Here is a 21,684-nt window from a genome sequence, read left to right as displayed (position 1 = left end):
CCGATAGCACTTCTTCTAACGACGCAGTTACGCGAGTTCCGGCAACTTGCCGATCAGTTTATCCAAGGTAATGGGGTAATTGCGAACCCGGATGCCAGTCGCGTTGTAGACGGCATTGGCAATCGCTGCAGAAACGCCGCATAATCCCAGTTCTCCTATTCCCTTCGCCTTCATCGGCGACGAGTAAGGGTCGGTTTCATCCATGAAAATGACGTCCTGATGCGGAATGTCCGCATGAACCGGTACTTCATAGCCCGCGAGATCGTGATTGACGAAGAAACCGTGCCGGGTGTCCACAGCAAGCTCTTCAGACAGAGCCCCGCCGACCCCCATAGTCATGGCGCCGATAACCTGACTACGAGCGGTAATCGGATTCAAAATTCGTCCTGCTGCACAGACTGCTAACATGCGGCGGATGCGCGTTTCGCCGGTTGCCATGTCGACGCCGACCTCGACGAAATGTGCGCCAAACGTAGATTGCTGGTGGGTTTTCGTAAGATCACCCCATTCCATCGTATCTTCGCCGATCAGCCCCTCATCGCCCGCGGCTTCTGCCAACGACACTGTGCGATTTCCAGACCTGACCTCGCCATTTTCGAAAACGATATCAGCAGAGTTGAAGCCGAGCTTAATTGCGACTGCTTCGCGCAGCTTCACACAGGCGGCGTAGACGCCTGAGGTTGATGAATTTGCACCAAATTGCCCACCGGATCCTGCAGAGACAGGAAAACGGGAATCGCCAAGCTGAACGTCTACCTGGTCAATCGAGACTCCCATCATCTCGGCCGCTGTCTGAGCTATAACCGTGTAGCTGCCAGTACCGATATCCGTCATGTCCGTTTCGACGGTGACGCGGCCATCCTGGTTGAGTTTGACTTTCGCTCCGGAAGGCATGACGAGGTTATTGCGAAATGCAGCGGCAACGCCCATTCCGACCAACCAGTTGCCCTCGCGGCGCTCTGCGACGCCAGAACGCTTATCCCATCCGAACTTCTCTGCACCCAAATTAAGGCAGCCGACGAGGTCGCGATAAGAGAACGGACGCTCAGGGTTTTCCGGATCGACCTGAGTGTCATTCTTAATTCTGAACTCGATCGGATCCATCCCGAGCTTTTCCGCCATCTCGTCGATTGCGATTTCGAGTGCCATCATCCCCGGTGCTTCGCCCGGCGCGCGCATGGAATTTCCTTCTGGAAGATCGAGTGCCGCCAGTTTCATTGCTGTCATGCGATTTTCGCCCGCGTAGAGCAGGCGTGTCTGTGAAACGGCAAGTTCAGGTTGGCCGCCAGGCAAGTCGCCTGACCAGCTTTCATGCGCAATTGCGGTAATCTTGCCGTCTGGCTGCGCACCGATGCGTATACGTTGAATCGTCGCGGGGCGGTGCGTGGTGTTGTTCGGTATCATCGGTCGTGGAAGAGTAACCTTCACTGGTCGACCGACAGATTTTGCAGCAAGCGCCGCCAACAGCGCATCGGCACGCAGGAAAAGCTTTCCGCCAAATCCACCGCCGATATAGGGCGAGACGACACGGACGTTCTCTTTATCGACACCGAGGGTGGTTGCAAGACCGCTACGCCACCAGTCGATCATTTGGCTCGATGTCCAGACAGTCACCTCCTCGCCGTCCCAGGACGCCAGCGACGCATGCGGCTCCATCATGGAATGGGATTGGTCGGGCGTCGTATATTCGGCATCAAGCGCAGAGTGTGCGGCGACGAAGGCGGCATCGAAATCACCGGCAGAACTTTCAGGCTCGGTCGAGGGATCCGGCGTCTGGGCGTTCGCCATTTCTGCTCTCAGGTCGAAACTACCCTGTTCGGGCGCATATTCAACACGAACCAACGCTGCGGCTGCTCTCGCCTGCTCGAATGTTTCGGCAACGACGATTGCAACGGCCTGATGGTAATGCTGAATTTCAGCGCCACCAAACAGCTTTGCGGTGTTGTACTCACCCTTTTGTAACTCGCCTACATCCAAAGCGGTGATGATATCTACGACGCCCGGCGCGCTCCTGGCGGATGATGAGTCGATCGAGGCGATATGACCTTTGGCAACTGCCGAGCCAACCGGATAGCCGTAGAGGTGCGCGGAGCCAGAATCGTTCCACTCGTAAGCGTAAGTTGCGCGGCCGGTGGTTTTCAATTGACCGTCGATGCGATGGATCGGCTTGCCGACAACCTTCAACTGATCGATCGGGTTATTGGTCGCTGGTTTTTCAAACTTCATGATTTAAGCCCTCGCCTCTGCCAACACTGCGCCCAGCGTTCTTTCGACCAGGTCGATCTTGAATTTGTTTTCCTGCGTTGGCCGCGCGCCCGCCATAAGGACAGCCGCCGCCGCACGGGCGCCATTCGGGAGCTCGCGTTCCGCGGCTTCCACACGCCATGGCTTGTGGGCGACACCACCTACAGCGACTTTCCCCGAGCCATCTGGCTCTATTACCGCCGCCACAGAAACGAGAGCGAAGGCGTAGGACGCACGATCACGAACCTTCCGGTAGATGTGTTTGCCGCCCACAGGCGCAGGTAATACCACGCTGGTGATAAGCTCATCCCGTTGAAGCTCGGTCTCAATGTGCGGCGTGTCTCCCGGCAGACGGTAGAACTCAGAAATTGAGATGGATCGCTCACTTCCATCCGGTTTGACCGTTTCAACCACTGCGTCGAGCGCTCGCATCGCTACGGCCATGTCACTTGGATGGGTCGCAATGCAAGCGTCGCTGACACCGATCACGCCGAGTTGGCGCGTATAACCGCCTATTGCGGAGCATCCGCTGCCAGGCTGCCGTTTGTTGCACGGCTGGTTAGTATCGTAAAAGTAAGGACACCGCGTCCGCTGCAGGAGGTTTCCTGCCGTTGTTGCCTTGTTTCGTAACTGGCCGGAAGCACCTGCTACCAGTGCCCGGGACAGGAGCGGATAGTCGCGACGAACTCGCTCATCCGCAGCCAAATCGGTGTTACGCACCAGCGCCCCAATCCTCAGCCCACCCTCAGATGTTGGCTCTATCGCATCCAGCCCCAGACCGTTGACGTCGATGAGATGCGATGGCTTCTCAATCTCAAGTTTCATGAGGTCAAGAAGATTGGTGCCGCCGGCGATAAACCTGGCGTCTTGGTGCTGAGATGCCGCCTCTGCAGCATTCCTGACGGATGAGGCTCGTTCGTAGGAAAAGGCTCTCATGCTCTTACTCCTGCAACGTCTTCTATAGCCTCGATGATGTTTGAGTATGCCCCGCACCGACAGAGGTTCCCGCTCATGCGCTCCCTGACTTCGCTTTCTGTCAAAGCGGCAGATCCGCACAGATCCGATGTAACATGGCTCGGTATATTCGCCGCGATTTCCTCCAGAACAGCCACGGCGGAACAGATCTGTCCTGGCGTGCAGTAGCCACACTGGAAACCATCATGCTTGATGAAGGCAGCTTGCATGGGGTGTAGATTGTCAGGCTGACCAAGTCCTTCGATGGTGGTGATGTGATCACTCTCATGCATCACCGCCAACGACAGACACGCATTGATGCGTCGGCCGTTGACTATCACCGTGCAGGCGCCGCACTGGCCGTGATCACATCCCTTTTTGGTACCGGTGAGGTGCAAATGCTCCCGTAAGGCATCAAGCAGAGTGGTCCTGTTATCGAGGGTCAAGCTTTCGGCTTTGCCGTTAACCTCGAACGAAACTTGAGTTGTGCTTTGCAAGGCTGTTTCCTTCGTGCCAGCGGGTAGATTTCACCCGCTCCTCCACCACCGCGAACGATGCGGTAAAAGGACACAAGCCATTCTCGCCGTTAAAGTTCCAAAGTTTTGGATGTTTCTCTCATCGCATAACAGGAACAGGAGTGCGCGAAGCACGGCGCAAAGAAGCAGGCAGGCGCAACCGCGCCAGCCTGCCCTCAGTACAATGAATAGTCATCAAAAGGCTTTTCGAGCCTTACATCACTTGGCTGACGCTGCTTTGCCCAGACCAAGGAGATGGTAGAAGGCGATCGCGCCGATCGTTGCAGTACCGATACCGTCCAGCGTGAAACCGCCGACGTTGAGCTTGAAATTGCCTGCTCCTAAAACCAGAGCGATGCCAACGGTAATCAGGTTGCGCGGCTCGGAGAAATCAACTTTGTTCTCCACCCATATCCGGCCAGCCGTTGCCGCAATCAAACCAAAGACCACGACGGAAAGGCCACCGATCACAGGCCCTGGTATCGTCTGAATAAGCGCACCGAACTTCGGCGAGAAGCCGAGCACGATGGCGACCAGCGCGGCAACGACGAAGACGAGCGTCGAGAAGATACGCGTGATTGCCATGACACCCATGTTCTCTGCATAGGTCGTCATACCCGTACCACCGAAGGCGCCGGAGAAAATCGTGGCAAGGCCATCGCCGATAAAGGCGCGACCGAGATAGGGGTCGAGATCGCGACCGGTCATCGCGCCAATCGCCTTCATATGTCCCAGATTTTCTGCGACCAGAATGACGACCACGGGGGCGATCAAGGCAATAGCCGAGGCTGAAAACACCGGTGTGGTGAAAGTCGGCAAGCCAAACCAAGAGGCAGCCGCAACCCCTGTAAAGTCGACCGGCTTGCCAAGACCGTACCCGTTTGCAAGCAGCAGATAAGCGAGATAGGCGATGGCGCCACCCAGAAGGATGGGAAGGCGGCGCGCCATACCAGGCGCGTAAACCGCAATCGCGCCCACCGATGCCACCGTCAAAATAGCAATCCAGCGCGAAAGCTGATCACCATCGGGGTTCCCGGGACCTGTACCGGACGCACTCGCGATTGCTATGGGAGCAAGCACGAGTCCGATTGCCGCGACGATAGCACCCGTCAGAACTGGCGGCATCAGCCTTTCGATCCAGTTATGGCCAGCGAACATAACGATGACCCCGATCAGTGCGTAAAGCACACCAGCGGCAATGATGCCGCCGAGCGCAAGCGCGATGTTCGGGCTAGCCGCACCTGCCGCAGCTCCTGTCGCTACGAGAACCGGTCCGATGAAAGCGAAGGAAGAGCCGAGATAACTCGGCACCCTTCCTCCAACCGCAATGAAGAAGATCAGCGTCGAGATACCGGAAAACAGGATCGATACGTTTGGGTCGAAACCCATGATCAATGGCGCCAGAACGGTGGAACCGAACATGGCCACGACGTGCTGCAGGCCGAGCACCGCAGTCTGCCCGGCGGGCAAACGCTCATCCGGCAAGATACGCCCGTCAGTTTTCAGCCGCCAGCGCGGAAAATACCCATCCGTCTTGTTCATCTTGGTCCCCCCTAAAACGCACCGGAAGCGTCTGGCCGTTTTAAGCACCAGCTCACCGCGACGCAAATATCTCGCTTTGATGATGTACGCCGCTTCGGCTATTCTCGAATCATCGGTGGCACATCTTTTCCGACGTAGCGCGATTGATATCCTCTGTCATCGGAACGAACCAGTTACCCACCGTTCAGGCCAATGATTGGATGCCGGTCTGGACGCTTGGCCTCAAGTCAGCGTCGCATCGCCTTCAGTTTTGTTCGTATGGCCGGACCCATTGATCTTGGCTAACGGGCGCGATTCGGGCTTCTAATGACGCTCGTCCTCAGTTCACTACCCCAAAGGCCAACGGACGTTGACTGAAACGCCCCGATGATAGTGTTCATAATGCCGGGCAGCGGAAACAGGCCTGAAGCATCGCTGCCGACGCCTGTACCTGACCCGGCAAGAGCGGTACCTGCGTCGGCCCTTGGGCTTGGCCCCGATACGACACCCTCGCGCGAAGACAAGCCTCCGGCTCCAAGAAAGCCAAGTGCCGATGAAGCAAGTGTGGTGGCGAAGGCCGCTACACCTAGCCCACCTCCACCCGCTATCTGCGCCGCCTGACTGAGTAACCCCGCCGTTTGCCCAGACAGCGCCTGCACACCCGCCATAGCCATCATCGCCATCGGCCCTGTACCACCGACGACGGTGTTTACCGATCCGCCGATCTCGTGCTTCTGGTTGCCAGCGACTTCCACCGCACGGTTGCGACCCACAGACGCCACCTCATGCCGGTCGATGCGCTTGGTGCGGTCGTTCAGGACACGGGTCGTCTGATCCTTCTGGGCATGGAAGAACTGGTTCTCCTTGCCCGCTTCATCCTCGAAGGTGATTTCGTTGAAACCCTGGCCCTTGTGCGTGTTGGAGCGCAGCACCATGCGGGTCTTGTTGGCGGGCAAGTCGTAGGGCACTGAGTTCGCGGGGTTGTTGACCACGCCGGTGACCAGCGGTCGATCAGGGTCGCCATCGACAAAGGCAACCATCACCTCCATGCCGATGCGCGGGATGACCTGAGCACCCCAGGTTCCGCCGCCCCAGGCCTGGCTAACACGCACCCAGCACGTATCAGTGCCATCCTTCTTCGCCTTGCGATCCCATGGGAACCACAGCTTGATCCGGCCATATTGATCCGGGTGGATTTCCTCTCCCGCCGGTCCGGCCACGATAGCCACCTGCGTGCCCTCGATCCGTGGCCGCTTGGTCGTGCGGTGCGGGGTCAGCGGCACGCGGGAAGGGATGGCCTCAAAGCTGTTTCGGTATTCCGGCTCGTTCGTGTTTGTCTCATAGGAGCGATCGACGATGGTGTGGGTCGCCTTGATGATCACATGCTCTTCATACTCATGCTCTGGATGGGCTACCTCGTAAGGCGTAAAGCGCCGTCCGGCTTCGAGGATGCGGGAGGTGGATGCGCCGAAGACGCGGTCGTGGTCGGCTTCGATGGCCTGGGTTCGAAGCTTCTGAGCGCGTTCGGCTTCTGCCACCGTCTTGATGCGGGAGGGATACTCGTAAAGCTCGCGCTTCAACGCATCCGGCATCTGCACCAAAGATGGCGTCATCGTGCCTGGCACCGTGGAGGGTGTCTCGAAGTTCCAGTCCGCCCCTGCCCGCTGGCCCGGCACGTAGGAAAAGCGGCGCGCCCAGTCATTGATGTGGTTGCGGTCCGAAGAGCCCTGCGCCAGCCTCACTCTGCCTTCACCTTGAGCGGAAGGAGATGGTCCAAGCCAACCATTGGCGCTATCGGCCACATGCAGCTTGTGGGAGCCATCCTCATGGCTGAACCAGTAGAAGAGCCCATCTTCCTCGAAGCGACGCAGGAGGTAATCGAGGTCCGCTTCGTTCCATTGAACGCTGTAGTGCCGCGTCACGCGCCACCTCTGAGCGGAGGACGGCACGGCCTTCACATTTGCCGGTCGCAATTGGATGGAATGTCCGGAGAGATGCCGATTGGCGGCTTGCACGAAGCGACTTCACTTGCTGTGCGATACCCATTTTGAAACCTCGACAAAATACGGCTGAGCTGCACCGCGTCTATCGCGGCGGACAGGGATCAAACTATTCGTATGAGGCGGCTCTGATTTTGCAAGACGGAATATTTAGTGAACGAATATCTACGAGTCAACACGGCAGACCGGTTTTTTGATTGCGAAGGTCGTCAAGCGTGAACGGCTATGTCGAATCAGCGGAGCGAGCGTATAGCGGTGTCCTAACACGCGGTATTATCGCTTGAGTAGACCGGCTGGAATCGTGATGGACTTCCACTCGGCTCCGTCATATGTCTGAACGCCGTGCTTCCTGTCGAAGTAGTAAAGCGTGTCGCCAATTGCCTGTACCTTGAGTGGGTTAGGTACGTTCTTGTTAACGGACGGATCAAGCGTCGGTTTGAGCGGCGACAAAATGTGCCCATCAAAAGAATGTAGTGCGTAATCCGATGCAAGGATCATGTTGTCACCAAAGCGTACAATCGACCTCAAGTCCTCACCGTCGCCCTTGAAGGACACGTCCCGGAATCCGCTCTCTGCATTGCCGTTCAGAATCACGCCGTTTTCACCGACTGCCCATACCTTGTCGGGAAACTCCGTGAAAACGTCGGAAAGCACCACCGGCTGGGGATAGTGCTGTCCGTCTCGAGGCGTGGCTACCACTTTCCAGTCCGTGCCGTTCCAGTGGTAAAGCCGACCCTACATGACCTTGGTCTCGCCTTCGGCCGCATGGTGGATGGCGAGCGCCTCGTCCGGGCGTCCCAAATCGAACAGTTCCGCGGCCCGGTTCTTTTCGAAGACGGTATCACGCGGATGTCGCGCAACTCCCTGCGAACATCCGACCGCGAGAATGTTTGTTCGACACGGCCGCGCATGAGAATAATTGTGTAGCGATCGTCCCATCGCGGTCCGCCTACCAACGCAGCAAAGTGGCGGTCGGCTTATGCAATTGCGGCTTGGTAGAGTTTGTGCTCCCATTTGCCGTACAGTTCTTCAAAATCGTCGTCGTTGTGCATCTGATCGCTTGCCCTCAAAGAGCGGGGTGCTGCTTTCTCTCCCATGCATTTCCGTAGAAACGGAAAATATCCTTCTGACCGACAACCCAAAGGACATCGTTTGAAGCGTCGGAATGGAAAATATAGTCCCCTTGCAGTTCGGGCATTCTAGGGGTGAAACGGCGGAGGTTAGATGAGGTCTTATTCATTTCGAAAAGGCCGCCGGGACGAACGCTTGAAGGTAGAACGAGGTTTTCACGGTAAGGCCTTACCATATGGAAAAGATTCAGCTGGCTACGAAGGTTGACTGGTGTGAAACCACGAGCGCTGCTTCCATGTAGTAACACGCCCTCGCGTCCACATATCCAGACGCTGTCCTCATTTTCAATATAGATGCCCGTCAACGCAGTTTCTTCGAGATGCACTTTTAGTTCGCGCAGGGCAGCGCCGTCCCAGAAAAACAAAACGGGTTTCGTGCCATCCGCACCACAAACATATACCGCATCTTTATTGTGGCCCGCCACATCATGGAGCGATATATTTCGCGGCCTTTGACTCCGAGAATCCATCAGCCATTGGAGAAAGCCGGGATCGGTCGTGGGTGGTGCCGTTCTGCTCAGTTTGGTGTGTGCCTCTGGATCAAAAAGGATAGTATCCGTCAACAGACGCCAACCTTCGTCACCGCGGACGTAAATTTGCCCTCCATTTCCGCTGGCGAAAAGCAGGTCGTCAATTCTGGCGATCGATAGAAGTCTACCGTAGCCCTTCGAACCTTCGATCCAGGTTCCTGCACCAACAATCCGCTCGACGTGAGCTTCGGTAAACACATCTACAATCACTTCACCCTCGGAAGACAAGACAATGCAGTCACCCAAACTCGTAGAGGGGATGATTTTCTCAACGTGTACATCCATCTCCCGCGCTTCCCACTGCGCAGCTCCGCCGGATTCGGAGTAGCGCCATATGACAGACTTTGGCTCATATACATCAGCATCAGACTTCACTGAAGAAACGACGATCGAATTCCCATCTAGAACACAGGCTCTGGTAAGCTCGTTCGGTTCAACATCCATATCGGTCATTTCTGGTACCTGCCATTCGAGAGAATTTTCATTGTCGGTTCTGGTATGTCCTGCACACGCTGTTTCGCCCGCAGCAATTGATTTTGATTGCTGTTTGCGAACTCTGAATTGACTGCATCCAGTATCTGTTTTGCACAGTCAGGTCTCACTGCCGCCATCGCAATAATTGATTCTCGTTTAACATCGTCCAACGATGCGGTATAAAGTGGGTTTGAGCGCGATCCCATTGCCTCAATCGCGCCATCTGCCAGATGAGCTTCATTATGCTCGGTTCCGGAGGTCCGAGCGTTGCCAAGCACACAGATACTCTGCCCGTTCCAGTACCCCGGCATCGTATCTATCCGTTTTTGCCCGGCTATCGCTTCATCGCGTGTTCCCCAACGCAATGTCCAGTCTGGTACAATGTGATGAGCCTGCATTCCGATCGCTCGGCAGATCGGCTCCATCTTCCGATAAGTGTCTACCCTACAACGCTTTTTTTCCTCTTCTTGCTTAATTCGAACGTTTTCGGGGACCGGAAGTGCCGCTGGTTTTCCTAAATCCTCCTCACGTTGTCGCTTTACTTCTTGATACTGCAGCAGTTGCTCGCGGTACCATTCCTGAACCTCCTTGTTATATTTAGCGTCAAGGGGGTCGAGCAGGTCTCTAGCTCGGCGATTTAAGTCCTTTTCCACCGGGTCGGCACCCGGCGGAAGCGGTGGTATAAGAGGTGTGTCTCCAGGCATCAAAAGGATTGATCCCACCGCTAGACCGTACCATCCGAACCTTTTCATCCAGCCGTAAACCGTTGCCGGGTTTGTGCGTTGCTCTGGTTGCGGTGGTGCGCTGGCCGTCCACGGACCTTGAATTACGTTTGATCCTCCAACAGAAGGTGGAGACGCTGGACGAGGCGCGGGTTGTGTTGAAGGAGTTGTCGGCAGTGGCTGCTGCACCGGCAAAGCCTGCGCATACTGCGCACCCATGATCAGCGGCTCGGGCGAGGCATCGCTCAAAACCCGTCCTTCGTCGGAACTATTCTGCCACCTGAGCGATCCTGGCACCGGATCATCGTCCTTGGGCGGATCATACGTCTTCGTCCCCCGGACAAATATTGCCTCTCCCTCTGTATTCCGGCTGTTCATGTAGAAACGGTCGAGGTGCCGAATAACATGCGAGCCTTCTGCGCGGACATGATCGGCGTGACCGATCGGCTCGCAGATGCTCTCTACCGTTCCGGATTTGACACCTTTCCGAACACCGGGCGCATCGCCATGCACATGTGTGGTGCAGGCGCGCATCACCATCGCCTTCTTGCGTGTGAAGCGGACGGATGGCGTGTAGTTTTTGTCGTGGCCGCAGAAGTCCACGACAGGATACGGGATTGGTACGACCGAAGAGCCAACCGGCGTCAGGCAAACATCCGGTACCAAGGAAACGATCCGAGCTTCATCGATATCTCTCAAGCCCTCGCGCGGCGTCTTCGTCGTCCATGGCGCTGGGTAGTCCGGATCGCCGATGTAATTGTCCCGTGGAATACTCATGCCGTTTCCTTTTCAGCATGGAGGTTTTCGGGTTCCGGAGCCTTCAGGCGTACGCGGGTTAGCGTCAGTGTCGTCTCGCCGGCTTCGGAAAGGTGAAATCTCGCACGCCAGGTCAGGAGAATTCGCCCATCGTTGCGCCAATCGAACTGAACACCGTCGAGCCTGAGAACGCACCAATCATCACGATCCGCCCGTTGGCAACGCACCCCGACCGTCAGCCCCGGAAGTTGGCCTTTGGCTACGGGATGCTCTGGATGCAGGTTGCGAAGTTCGTAACCCTCATCACCTTGCAGATGAGAGCGTGAGATCAAATCAGGATGAGCGGCTTGCCAGAACCGGTTATCGAAATCTCGTGGCAAAAGTGGATGCCGCTCCTCCACCCAGGCATCGTCATAGGTGCCTGTGTATTGCTGACGGGATTGCCACCATGGCGATACGAGGCCAAGTCCCTGTGGTTCAGGCGTTTCCTTCCAGTCCAGCCGTTCACCGACTGACGTGATTTGTGGCGCACGGACAGGTGGCGTACTAGCGGGCATATCGAGATTGACGATACCGCAGCCCAGCGGATTGCGGCGTTCGACATCGGGAGGTGTATTGGTTTCAACATCGCCCGTGCCGGGGATGACACCGCCGTAAGCGTGTGTCCAGCAGACGGGGACCTGACGGGTTGGCTCGGGCTCAGTCAACGTCCAGTCGTTCACGACCCGCATCGGCTTTTTGGCGAAGAACCCAGCCCACTTTTGCTTGACGACAGGCTGCCAGAAGCGCGGCCCGCAAACCTCAATTTCCTTGGACAGATCGCCGACGCGAATGGAAGCCTGCCAGGACTTCTCCGGTTCCCTCGACGGCGACCACGCATCCCCGAGAAAGCTGATGTCGGTACCGGGCTTGTCAGGGGTCAGATCGCTTTGCCGAAGAAGGACTGTCTGGTGGGGATCGCCCTCGTAAGCGTCTTCCCACTGGAAGCTTTCCTGCTCACGAGCGATTTCCATTATCCCGTCTTGCACATGGTTGAAGGTACCCCGCACGGAAACGATGCAATCCAAATCGCCCTCGGTATCGAACTGGCGGAATGCCATGGCCGGAAAAGGAAGACGGTTGTCGAGTTTCACGAACAAGCGCTCCCCTAGTTCAGATCGATCGGCTTGCCGCGAAGCTGGAAATGGTCGGTGGCGACGAAGTTGAATGTCTTGCCGAGAATGATCACCTCGCCGTTCGACTTCATGATGAACTTGGAGTCGCCGCACTCGATGACGAATTCTTCTCCGACGGCGATCTTCTTGAACTTTCCGACGCTTTCCAGCGAGGTCTGCCCGACATTGGTCACCTTGCTGATGCCGATCTGTTCCGCACGGGCGACACCGACACTGTCCGATTTGAACGTGCTGACGATCGTGTTCATAATTCCGGGCAGTGGAAAGAGGCTGGACGCATCGCTGCCGACGCCGGTGCCTGATCCCGCAAGTGCCGTCCCTGCATCTGCACGGGGGCTAGGACCCGATACGACTCCTTCTCGCGAAGACAGGCCACCAGCGCCAAGAAAGCCAAGTGCCGATGAAGCAAGTGTGGTGGCAAAGGCCGCTACACCTGGCCCACCTCCACCCGCTATCTGTGCCGCCTGACTGAGTAACCCCGCGGTATGCCCAGACAGCGCCTGCACACCCGCCATAGCCATCATCGCCATCGGCCCTGTGCCACCAACGACGGTGTTTACCGATCCACCGATCTCGTGCTTCTGGTTGCCCGATACCTCCACCGCCCGGTTGCCACCGATGGAAGCGACCTCATGCCGGTCGATGCGTTTGGTGCGGTCGTTCAGAACACGAGTGGTCTGATCCTTCTGGGCATGGAAGAACTGGTTCTCCCTTCCCGCCTCATCCTCGAAGGTGATCTCGTTGAAGCCCTGGCCCTTGTGCGTGTTGGAGCGCAGCACCATGCGGGTTTTGTTGGCGGGAAGGTCGTAAGGCACGGAGTTGGCAGGGTTGTTGACCACGCCTGTCACCAGCGGTCGATCAGGGTCGCCATCGACGAAGGCAACCATCACCTCCATGCCGATGCGCGGGATGACCTGCGCACCCCAAGTGCCGCCGCCCCAGGCCTGGCTAACACGCACCCAGCACGTATCTGTCCCATCCTTCTTGGCCTTGCGGTCCCATGGGAACCACAGCTTGATGCGGCCATATTGGTCCGGGTGGATTTCCTCTCCCGCCGGTCCTGCAACGATCGCCACCTGTGTGCCCTCGATCCGTGGGCGCTTGGTCTGTCGATGCGGAGTCAGCGGCACGCGCGACGGGATGGCCTCAAAGCTGTTGCGGTATTCGGGCTCGTTGCCGTTTGTCTCGTAGGAGCGATCGATGATGGTGTGGGTCGCCTTGATGATCACATGCTCTTCATAGTCATGCTCGGGATGGGCTACCTCGTAAGGCGTAAAGCGCCGTCCGGCTTCGAGGATGCGGGAGGTGGATGCGCCGAAGACGCGGTCGTGGTCGGCTTCGATGGCCTGGGTTCGAAGCTTCTGGGCGCGTTCGGCTTCTGCCACCGTCTTGATGCGGGAGGGATATTCGTAAAGCTCGCGCTTTGTCGCGTCCGGCATCTGCACCAATGATGGCGTCATGGTGCCCGGCACCATCGAAGGTGTCTCGAAGTTCCAGTCCGCCCCTGCCCGCTGGCCCGGAACATAGGAGAAGCGTCGCGCCCAGTCATTGATGTGGTTGCGGTCCGAAGAGCCCTGCGCCAGCCTTACCCTGCCTTCGCCTTGAGCGGAGGATGAAGGCCCAAGCCAGCCATTGCCGCTGTCGGCAATATGCAGCTTGTGGGAGCCGTCTTCATGGCTGAACCAGTAGAAGAGCCCATCTTCCTCGAAGCGGCGCAGGAGGTAATCGAGGTCCGTTTCGTTCCATTGAACGCTGTAATGCTGCGGTGGCGGCGGTGTGATGATGCCGGATGTGTCGGGTGCTGGAATGCCATGTTCAGAAAACAACGTCTCGGCAATCTCAACCACCGTCTTGTCCATCCAGATGCGGCAGTCGGAGCGGCGGGACAAAAGCCACATTTGCGGGCGAATGGTCATGGCATAGGAGCGAAGGCCGCGAGTGATGGGCGGGCCTTCATGTAACTCCGTCACCAGACCGTTGAAGGGGCGACGCACGCCGCTGCCCGCTTCGCCATCGCCTTGGCTTACCTCCACTGAGACATCCACCAGACGACCGATCAGTTCCTCGGGCTTGACCACTTCCTTCTTGGCACGGACGCTGAGTTGAATCTCGAAGAGATGCGACACGCCCTCTTCGATCACCATGCGTTCGGGAAGAAGCTGGTCTTCTCCCAGCGGCGACTTGACCTTCAGAACACGGCTCGCCTGAATGAAATCAGACGATGAGGGTTGGTCGGTCATGGTCTATCTCCGCAATCTATCAAATGAGAAGCGACACGCATGGATTATGGCTTTCACTACTGCTTTTTGCGAAGCAAAGCGGCTAGACCCTGCTTCGAATATTCGCACCTGGCTATCCGTCCGAGGAGACGAACTCGATCAAGTGAAACCACGTCGGTTTGGGCGTTTGTCACCGACGCTCTCCAACCAGATAGGCGTATTTGAATTTGGTCGCGTAGTTGGGAACGGCATCGGCCTTCGGCCCGAACATCACGTCAGGTGTCAGAATGGTGCCAATCTCTTTTGCGCTCGGCGCGGTACCGAGCAGGTATATGTCTCGCGACAGGAACATTTGATTGCCGAAAGAGTTGGCGACAGCGTAGTTTACCTGCAGGGCAAAAGCGCTGTGCCCGTGCTGCAGCAACACCTGGCCAATCTTTGCTTCATGGGCCTGCAGCCACTTCCGCAACCAGACGGAAACGGAGTGTTCGTTAAGAGCGGCCGCAGCCTGGCTGAAAACCGCAGCCGCAGCGCCGCCAACTGCGGCCCGCTGGTTGAACTGTCTGGGGCCATCCGGAAGAGTCATATAGGAAAGATCTGGTCCCCTACCCATTTTTTGAGGGGCCACGACTTCGTCCTGTCGCACCGGGCGAACAGTAAAATTATCAGTAGAAACGGAAAAATTGGGCATTCAAGACGCCTTCCATAATGGACGATACAACCAGCATATGCGGCCCCGTGAGCACTTGAGCACCATCGGTCCGCAAAGCCCGGGATAGGTGATCCGGTGCCCGTGGGGGCACCGGATCAACATCATCAGGCGGCCTTGGTCGTCGCCAGATCGTAAGAGGCGATCATTGGAGACTGAGGCGTGTTGTTTTCATCTGCAGGCGTGTACTTCACTTCGATCTTGGTGAAGTTCAGCTTGATCGTCTCGACGGGACGGTCGCCACTGGAATCGACCGAATAGCTGGCGATCAGCGTGTTGGTCAGAAGATATTGGATATAGGTATTGCCGGGATCGCCGGTGGTGACCAGGTGAATGGTCGCAGTTTTGCCCTGTCGGCCAGAGCACGCTTCCTGGAAAAGCTTTGTGGAGGAGGAGTCGCTGACTTTCGTGAGAATGACTTCCGATATAGTTGGCTCGGATGCCTCACGATTTGCTGCAGAACCAGCAGCGGTGTTCATGTTTCGCGTCACATTCCAGTGGATTGCTTCGATGTCCATCCACTTGCGATGTTCCTGATGAGTCGCATCACCCTGAATACCGTCCAACTGCAGATAAATTGGCATGCTGTAAGCTCCTGTTTTAAACGACCTCTTGCTCCGAGGCCCCGTTACCTTTCGACCTGACGCCGCACACGCCGGGTTGCCCCTTTGGATGCGACAACTTCATCCACCCCGGTATCTGCCGGAGCGAAATCGCCTTTTTCCCCAGCCGTTTCGGCGCGAACGCCGAACCGCGTGCCATCAAAATCGACAGTGACCTTGTCAACGGTTTCGCCGGCGACAACACTCTCAAGGAAGAAGCTTGAAAGAGGTGGGAGAAGATCCTTGCCCATCATGATTTCGATTGCGCGTGCCCCGATGTCGCTGGAGCCCGCCTTATTGACCAGTGCTGCCCGCGCCTCATCGGAAAGCGAAAGCTCCGCTCCGTAGGTAGCCTTCACGCGATCGCCGATTTTTTCGATCTGAATATCGACGATCCTGGAGAGCTGTTCTGTGCCAAGCGGCATGAATGGGAGAATGATCGTTCGGCCAAGGAAGGCCGGTTTGAACTGCTTCGTCAGTTCCGGCATCAACAGGGCTTCAAGCGCCTCGCCTTCCGGCATTGTGTCAGGGTCAGCCGCCAGTGCTGAGAGCAGATCCGAGCCCGTGTTGGCGGTAAGAACGATCGTGGTGTTCTTGAAGTCGATGTCGCGACCTTCACCATCGCGCAGCACACCCTTGTCGAACACCTGATAGAATATATCCTGGACGCCCGGATGCGCCTTGTCGATTTCGTCGAGCAGAAGCACGCCGAAGGGGCGCCGCCTAACGGCCTCCGTCAGCACACCTCCCTCGCCATACCCTACATAACCGGGAGGAGAGCCGAGCAGCAGCGAGACTTTGTGCTCCTCCTTGAACTCCGACATGTTGATGGTGGTGAGATGGTTGCTGCCGCCATAGAGAAGGTCGGCCAGCGATAGCGCCGTCTCGGTCTTGCCCGTACCGGACATGCCCACCAAAAAGAAAACCGCAGGCGGGCGACGTGGGTCGGAAAGGCCTGCGCGAGCAGCGCGCATGGCATCGGATATCCGTTTGATTGCAGCGTCCTGACCAATAACCCGTTGCTTCATCCGCTCGTCGAGTGTCCGAGCGCTCTCAATCTGGTCCGCGAGCAGTTTACCAAGCGGAATGCCGGTCCAGCGTGATACGACGGAGGCGATAACCTCCCTGTCCACCACGGTGGGAATAAGCTTTTCGGCATCAAGCTTTGAAGAGGCGATCCGCAGGGGCGCGACATTTGACTGGATCGGTTGATCGACGGCCTCTTCGGACGCCAGCAATTCGCGCATCTCCAGATCATAGCGCGCCTGCAAATCGTGTATCTCTGTTCCCAGAGACGAGATTTCGCCCTCTATCGCCGCCTGACGCGCAGCCACCTCGTCACTGGACGGTTCACGCTTCAACCATTCAAGTTCCGTGGCCAGAAGGCGCTGTTCGCTCGTCAACGTATCAAGCTTCTGCGGTAATGTTTGCCGGGCAAGCGAAACAGCGGCGGCCGCCGTATCCAGCAGGCTGACCGCCTTGTCGGGAAGCTGCCGTGCCGGCAGATAGCGGGCCGAAAGCTGCACGGCCGCGACAATCGCGTCATCGCGAATGATCACGTTATGATGCTTGACGAATGTATCGGCCACACCTCTCAGCATCCGGATGGCTGTCGCTTCGTCCGGCTCACGAACATGGACGGGCTGGAAGCGCCGGGTCAAAGCGGCGTCCTTCTCGAAGTATTTCTTGTATTCGCTCCATGTGGTCGCCGCGATCGTTCTCACTTCGCCGCGCGCAAGAGCGGGCTTGAGAATATTGGCGGCATCTCCTTGTCCGGCGGCGCCGCCAGCGCCAATCAAGCCATGGGCCTCATCGATGAACAGAATGATCGGCTCTACCGACCTTTTAACCGCGTCGATAACGCCATGCAGACGACGCTCGAATTCGCCTTTAACACCGGCACCAGCCTGAAGTAGGGACAGATCGAGCGTCAGTAGCCGAACGTTCTTGAGTTTCTCCGGCACATTTCCCGAAACTATTTCGAGTGCCAGCGCCTCCGCCACAGCCGTCTTTCCAACACCCGCCTCGCCGACAAGAATAGGATTGTTCTGCCTGCGTCGGGTAAGAATATCGACAATCTGCCGGAGTTCGTCATCCCGGCCTATAACCGGATCAATGCGACCGGCTCGTGCGTCTACCGTCATATCCTGGGTGTAAAGACGTAAGAAATCGTTAGGCTCTGCCGATCGAACCGTCCCGTCGTTGGGCAGTTCTTCCCCGCCTGCCTCACTGCCACTTCCGGCGCTCCGCAGTCGCTGAAGAGCGTTTCGGTCCATGCTTTTCAACGAGGGAAAAGTGGATCGAACGAGAGATCGAAGAGATTCCTCTTCGTCGAGCGAGAGAAGAAGATCAGCAAGCACAACATGCTCACGGCCTGCCTCGAGAGATGCAAGCAGCCAAGCCTCGCGGCCCGCAGAAAGCACGTTTTGCGACAGGGATAAATCCTCGCCATTGCCAACAATCGCGTCTTCCAAGCTCCTGTCGATCTCCGAACGCAAACGCTGCAGCGGAATGCCCAACTCGTTCAGGTCAGCAACAAAATTCTCAGATTCTACAACCGACTTCAGCCAGTGTGGAAGGTCAACGTAACGATGGCCCATCCGTACCGCAATGGATGCGGCGGCCTCCAAGGCGACCCGCAGCCCAGGCTCAAGCGCTCCGATGAGGCGATTGAGATCGATATGCGACATGCGAAGAGCCTCCCGGCCTTAATCAATTCACAACGTTGCGTAGTACAATTAAGATGATGAACCTGAGTTGTCTAGCCACAAGTTGATTTTTTTATTTAGTAACCGAAAAGGCACATGCCGCAATTTAGACACATTTTCAGGAAGTCTGTCTTAAGTCTGACAGTTGTATATCCTTACGTTACGGAAGAAGTCGTCACAAAACTATTACATTTACTAGAGGAAAAACTGCATTTGGACGCGAAAACCGATAAAGCTATTGTAGAATTTTCAGGAGATTGCGGAGAAAACATTCGCGACAATGCTAGAACTCGTGAAATATATTACAAGATTAAGGACGAACGAAACCAAGCACGGACAGAAGAGCGGACGGCTTCGCCGCAGGAAGTTCTGAAAGTTTCGAGTAACTGGGAGAACGTCAACAATCTTGGATTGCATATTATATATTCCGAAAGTCGTGACGTTGAAATTCTAGCGTGGCTGGCGGAAGCAAAGTTGAGGCTTGAGGGTTTCGCTGGCCTTCATCAGGTTTACGAAATGTGCGAGGAGATTTTTCTCAACCATTGGGAAAAGATTTATTCGATTGACGACGAGAGCGAAGAGGACAAATTCGCGCCATTCGCTGGGTTGAACGGCGTCGGCAGCGAAGGATCGCTTGTCCAACCTCTCCGCCTCACATCTCTCATTCCCGGGAAAAAGTTTGGCGAAAACAGCCTCTGGGACTTTCAGTTAGCGCAGCGCCCGAATGAGACGGCACTTAAGGAAGACCTTTATCGCGCAGCGACGGAAGCCGGAAGTGCCGCCATGTCCTCTCATCTGGCGGAGGTGAATGCTTGTCTTTTGGCCTTCGACCGGGTGATGGCGCTTTTGACCGAGCGTTGCGGTCAATACGCACCTCCGAGCTCGAATATACGTAACGTGCTGATCGAAGCCTCAACCGCAATTCGCTCTCTCGGTGGCCGCGACTTAGATCAGCCTCACATCCGCGATGCCTCCCCTGCCCCGGTCGACGATCATACGTCCACACCAGCCACAACACGCCAATCCACTTCTCTCAACCCAGAGGGTATTCAATCCCGAGACGAGGCGTTTGAAACTCTTCTTTTGGTTGCGCGTTATTTCCGTCGAACTGAACCGCACTCACCTATTTCGTTGGCAATCGAAACATTGGTTCGCAGGGGGCGCATGGATTTCTCAGAACTGCTTGCAGAGCTTCTCCCCGAGGTCCAGGCCCGCAATGCTGTTCTCACCGCAGCTGGGATCAAACCCAGTGGTGACAATAACGCAAACCAGTAAGCCGGAGCGCAGATACTGCGCTTTTCTCAATCAACCATGCGGATACGCATGAAGGAGGTCTAGATGGCAAGTGTTCATGAAAAGCTCGAGCGGGTTCGCAAACCGCGCGTCCACATCAAGTATGAGGTCGAAACCGAAGGCGCGATGGTTGTTAAGGAACTGCCTTTCGTTGTTGGGGTTCTTGGCGACTTTTCCGGCAACCCCACACAACCGCTGAAACCGTTCGGCGAGCGTAAGTTTGTCCAGGTGGATCGGGATAATTTCGACGAGGTCATGCGCCGCATGACGCCAGGCCTCAACATCGCGGTGCCTAACACGCTGGAGAAGGATGGAAGCGACATTCAGGTGAACCTGAAGTTCGAGAGCATGGAAGATTTCGAGCCAGGTTCTATCGTTCAGCAGGTGCCGGCGCTGAAGGCACTGCTGGATGCGAGAAACGAACTTCGCGATCTCCTGTCCAAGGCGGACCGCTCCGAAGATCTTGAGCGCATGCTGGAAGACATCCTTCAGAATAAGACCGATTTGGCCAAGCTGGTTTCCGAATTGAAGGAGAAGAACGGCGCTCCTCAGTAATCGCGCCCTGTCGAAACTTTCGAACAGCCCCACAGCCGGGGCTTTGAACGGTTCTAGCGGCAGAACTGGCCGCAATAGGAAGGATTGAAACATGAGCGCCGAAAGCCTGCTGAAAGGCGATACACAGGTCACGACTGCCGAAGAACATGGTCTCTTGTCCAAGGTGGTTGCTGCCACAAGGCAAACTGAACCTGACCGTGCGCAAAATCTGCTGCGCACCCTGACGGACCAAGCCCTTAAGGGTACCGTCAAATACGACCGCAACCTGACAGTAACCCTGAACCGTGCCATTGCGGAGTTGGACAAGACGATTTCGGAGCAATTGGCTGCCATCATGCAGTCTGCGGAATTCGCCAAGCTTGAAGGCACATGGCGCGGATTGAACTATCTGGTCAAGAATTCCGAAACGAGCGTCAATCTCAAGATCCGCGTGATGAATGCGAGCAAACGGGAAATCTCGCGCGATCTCGAAAAGGCAGTCGAGTTCGACCAGTCCCGTCTCTTCAAGTCGATCTATGAAGATGAGTTCGGAACCCCGGGCGGAGAGCCGGTCGGCGCTATCATCGGTGACTACGAATTCGACAATTCCTTTGATGACGTCCAGACGCTCCAGGGCGTTTCCGCGATTGCGGCAGCGGCCTTCGCACCCTTCATTTCGGCCGCAAGCCCGCGCATGTTCGGCTTCGAAGACTATCGCGATCTCGCACGCCCCCGGGACCTGGAAAAGATTTTTGACACGGTGGAGTATGCAAAATGGCGCAGTTTTCGCGAAAGCGATGATTCCCGCTTCGTGACGCTGGCTCTGCCACGCGTGCTCGCGCGGATGCCCTATGGTCCCAAGACCAATCCTGTCGATGAATTCAATTACGACGAAACCAGGGGAGCGGCGAATGGCGATCTGAAGCACGATGAATATTGCTGGATGAACGCGGCTTACGTGATGGGCACCAAGCTTACTGACGCCTTTGCCAAGCACGGCTGGTGTACAGCTATCCGCGGCGCTGAAAATGGCGGCAAGGTCGAAAATCTCCCCATGCACGTCTTCTCCAGCGACGATGGCGATCTCGATCTAAAATGCCCAACAGAGGTGGGAATCACCGACCGCCGCGATGCCGAGCTCGGAAAACTCGGTTTTCTCCCACTCTGCCACTACAAGAATACGGATTACGCGGTATTCTTCGGCGCGCAGACAGCACATAAGCCGAAGCTGTACGACCGTCCGGAAGCAACTGCCAATGCCGCTGTTTCGGCTCGTCTGCCCTATATTATGGCGACGTCCCGCTTCGCGCATTACCTCAAGGTCATGGGACGCGACAAGATCGGCTCCTTCATGGAAGCGTCGGACTGTGAAGTCTGGCTCAATCGCTGGATCTCCAATTACGTCAATGCCAATGAGCAAGCGGGCGAAGAAAGCCGGGCGAAATATCCGTTGCGAGAAGCCAAGGTCACTGTTCAGGAAGTGCCGGGAAAGCCCGGTGCCTATAACGCAGTCGCATGGATGCGTCCGTGGTTGCAGATGGAAGAATTGACCACCTCGCTTCGTATGGTCGCTCGCATCCCATCCAAGAACTGAACCC

Annotated in this window: 15 protein-coding genes and 1 pseudogene; 3 read left to right on the top strand and 13 right to left on the bottom strand. The window is 56.6% G+C overall.

Going from position 1 to position 21,684, the window contains the following annotated elements; all coding sequences use genetic code 11:
* Nucleotides 1–27: 27 nt before the first annotated feature.
* The 13 genes and pseudogenes from paoC to tssH all read right to left on the bottom strand — a co-directional run bounded on the left by paoC (nt 28) and on the right by tssH (nt 18,241).
* Nucleotides 28–2,226: an aldehyde oxidoreductase molybdenum-binding subunit PaoC gene (gene paoC, locus ACQZ5M_RS18765; protein ID WP_449080513.1), complete on the bottom strand. Its 2,199-nt coding sequence runs from the start codon at nt 2,224–2,226 to the stop codon at nt 28–30.
* A 3-nt stretch (nt 2,227–2,229) separates the two neighbouring features.
* Nucleotides 2,230–3,180 (bottom strand): FAD binding domain-containing protein, encoded by a 951-nt coding sequence (locus tag ACQZ5M_RS18760; RefSeq protein ID WP_296106155.1) that lies wholly within the window; start codon nt 3,178–3,180, stop codon nt 2,230–2,232.
* On the bottom strand, nt 3,177–3,695 hold the full coding sequence (paoA, locus tag ACQZ5M_RS18755; RefSeq protein ID WP_296076453.1) for an aldehyde dehydrogenase iron-sulfur subunit PaoA: 519 nt from the start codon (nt 3,693–3,695) through the stop codon (nt 3,177–3,179). Before paoA ends, ACQZ5M_RS18760 begins: the two co-directional genes overlap by 4 nt.
* A 237-nt stretch (nt 3,696–3,932) precedes the next feature.
* Nucleotides 3,933–5,255 (bottom strand): solute carrier family 23 protein, encoded by a 1,323-nt coding sequence (locus ACQZ5M_RS18750; RefSeq protein ID WP_449080512.1) that lies wholly within the window; start codon nt 5,253–5,255, stop codon nt 3,933–3,935.
* A 323-nt stretch (nt 5,256–5,578) separates the two neighbouring features.
* Nucleotides 5,579–7,150: pseudogene (tssI, locus tag ACQZ5M_RS18745) on the bottom strand (type VI secretion system tip protein TssI/VgrG); the annotation flags it as partial.
* A gap of 357 nt (nt 7,151–7,507) precedes the next feature.
* Entirely contained in the window at nt 7,508–7,933 is a 426-nt protein-coding gene (locus ACQZ5M_RS18740; RefSeq protein ID WP_449080511.1) for a hypothetical protein, read from the bottom strand.
* 367 nt (nt 7,934–8,300) lie between these two features.
* The gene (locus ACQZ5M_RS18735) at nt 8,301–9,347 is read right to left on the bottom strand and encodes a hypothetical protein (protein ID WP_449080510.1); all 1,047 of its coding nucleotides are present in this window, start codon (nt 9,345–9,347) and stop codon (nt 8,301–8,303) included.
* The gene (locus tag ACQZ5M_RS18730) at nt 9,344–10,867 is read right to left on the bottom strand and encodes a DUF4150 domain-containing protein (RefSeq protein WP_449080509.1); all 1,524 of its coding nucleotides are present in this window, start codon (nt 10,865–10,867) and stop codon (nt 9,344–9,346) included. Before ACQZ5M_RS18730 ends, ACQZ5M_RS18735 begins: the two co-directional genes overlap by 4 nt.
* Nucleotides 10,864–11,979, bottom strand: coding sequence for a DUF2169 family type VI secretion system accessory protein (locus tag ACQZ5M_RS18725; RefSeq protein WP_449080508.1), 1,116 nt, complete (start codon nt 11,977–11,979; stop codon nt 10,864–10,866). The genes ACQZ5M_RS18730 and ACQZ5M_RS18725 overlap by 4 nt, the downstream gene beginning before the upstream one ends.
* A gap of 14 nt (nt 11,980–11,993) precedes the next feature.
* The gene (gene tssI / locus ACQZ5M_RS18720) at nt 11,994–14,261 is read right to left on the bottom strand and encodes a type VI secretion system tip protein TssI/VgrG (protein ID WP_449080507.1); all 2,268 of its coding nucleotides are present in this window, start codon (nt 14,259–14,261) and stop codon (nt 11,994–11,996) included.
* A gap of 169 nt (nt 14,262–14,430) precedes the next feature.
* Nucleotides 14,431–14,931: a hypothetical protein gene (locus tag ACQZ5M_RS18715; RefSeq protein ID WP_296014169.1), complete on the bottom strand. Its 501-nt coding sequence runs from the start codon at nt 14,929–14,931 to the stop codon at nt 14,431–14,433.
* 125 nt (nt 14,932–15,056) lie between these two features.
* The gene (locus ACQZ5M_RS18710) at nt 15,057–15,533 is read right to left on the bottom strand and encodes an Hcp family type VI secretion system effector (RefSeq protein ID WP_296014167.1); all 477 of its coding nucleotides are present in this window, start codon (nt 15,531–15,533) and stop codon (nt 15,057–15,059) included.
* Between the two features lie 44 nt (nt 15,534–15,577).
* A complete protein-coding gene (tssH, locus tag ACQZ5M_RS18705; protein ID WP_449080506.1) occupies nt 15,578–18,241 on the bottom strand; it encodes a type VI secretion system ATPase TssH in 2,664 nt (887 codons plus the stop codon).
* Between the two features lie 231 nt (nt 18,242–18,472).
* Between tssH and tssA the strand changes: the two genes are divergently transcribed.
* The 3 genes from tssA to tssC all read left to right on the top strand — a co-directional run bounded on the left by tssA (nt 18,473) and on the right by tssC (nt 21,680).
* The gene (tssA, locus tag ACQZ5M_RS18700) at nt 18,473–19,534 is read left to right on the top strand and encodes a type VI secretion system protein TssA (RefSeq protein WP_449080548.1); all 1,062 of its coding nucleotides are present in this window, start codon (nt 18,473–18,475) and stop codon (nt 19,532–19,534) included.
* Between the two features lie 63 nt (nt 19,535–19,597).
* Nucleotides 19,598–20,107, top strand: a complete 510-nt coding sequence (gene tssB, locus ACQZ5M_RS18695) for a type VI secretion system contractile sheath small subunit (RefSeq protein WP_296014162.1) — start codon at nt 19,598–19,600, stop codon at nt 20,105–20,107.
* A gap of 91 nt (nt 20,108–20,198) precedes the next feature.
* A complete protein-coding gene (gene tssC, locus ACQZ5M_RS18690) occupies nt 20,199–21,680 on the top strand; it encodes a type VI secretion system contractile sheath large subunit (RefSeq protein WP_296014160.1) in 1,482 nt (493 codons plus the stop codon).
* Nucleotides 21,681–21,684: the final 4 nt, after the last annotated feature.

This window comes from Rhizobium sp. 22-785-1, assembly GCF_053521965.1.
This window is presented reverse-complemented; position numbering and strand designations above follow the sequence as displayed.

What these genes read in the sequence shown, in the direction of transcription:
- ACQZ5M_RS18735 (WP_449080510.1), bottom strand. Translation starts at nt 9,347, where the DNA reads ATGACCGATATGGATGTTGAACCGAACGAGCTTACCAGAGCCTGTGTT.
- tssH (WP_449080506.1), bottom strand. Translation starts at nt 18,241, where the DNA reads ATGTCGCATATCGATCTCAATCGCCTCATCGGAGCGCTTGAGCCTGGG.
- paoC (WP_449080513.1), bottom strand. Translation starts at nt 2,226, where the DNA reads ATGAAGTTTGAAAAACCAGCGACCAATAACCCGATCGATCAGTTGAAG.
- tssB (WP_296014162.1), top strand. Translation starts at nt 19,598, where the DNA reads ATGGCAAGTGTTCATGAAAAGCTCGAGCGGGTTCGCAAACCGCGCGTC.
- tssC (WP_296014160.1), top strand. Translation starts at nt 20,199, where the DNA reads ATGAGCGCCGAAAGCCTGCTGAAAGGCGATACACAGGTCACGACTGCC.
- ACQZ5M_RS18730 (WP_449080509.1), bottom strand. Translation starts at nt 10,867, where the DNA reads ATGAGTATTCCACGGGACAATTACATCGGCGATCCGGACTACCCAGCG.
- tssI (WP_449080507.1), bottom strand. Translation starts at nt 14,261, where the DNA reads ATGACCGACCAACCCTCATCGTCTGATTTCATTCAGGCGAGCCGTGTT.
- ACQZ5M_RS18750 (WP_449080512.1), bottom strand. Translation starts at nt 5,255, where the DNA reads ATGAACAAGACGGATGGGTATTTTCCGCGCTGGCGGCTGAAAACTGAC.
- ACQZ5M_RS18715 (WP_296014169.1), bottom strand. Translation starts at nt 14,931, where the DNA reads ATGCCCAATTTTTCCGTTTCTACTGATAATTTTACTGTTCGCCCGGTG.
- ACQZ5M_RS18760 (WP_296106155.1), bottom strand. Translation starts at nt 3,180, where the DNA reads ATGAGAGCCTTTTCCTACGAACGAGCCTCATCCGTCAGGAATGCTGCA.
- ACQZ5M_RS18710 (WP_296014167.1), bottom strand. Translation starts at nt 15,533, where the DNA reads ATGCCAATTTATCTGCAGTTGGACGGTATTCAGGGTGATGCGACTCAT.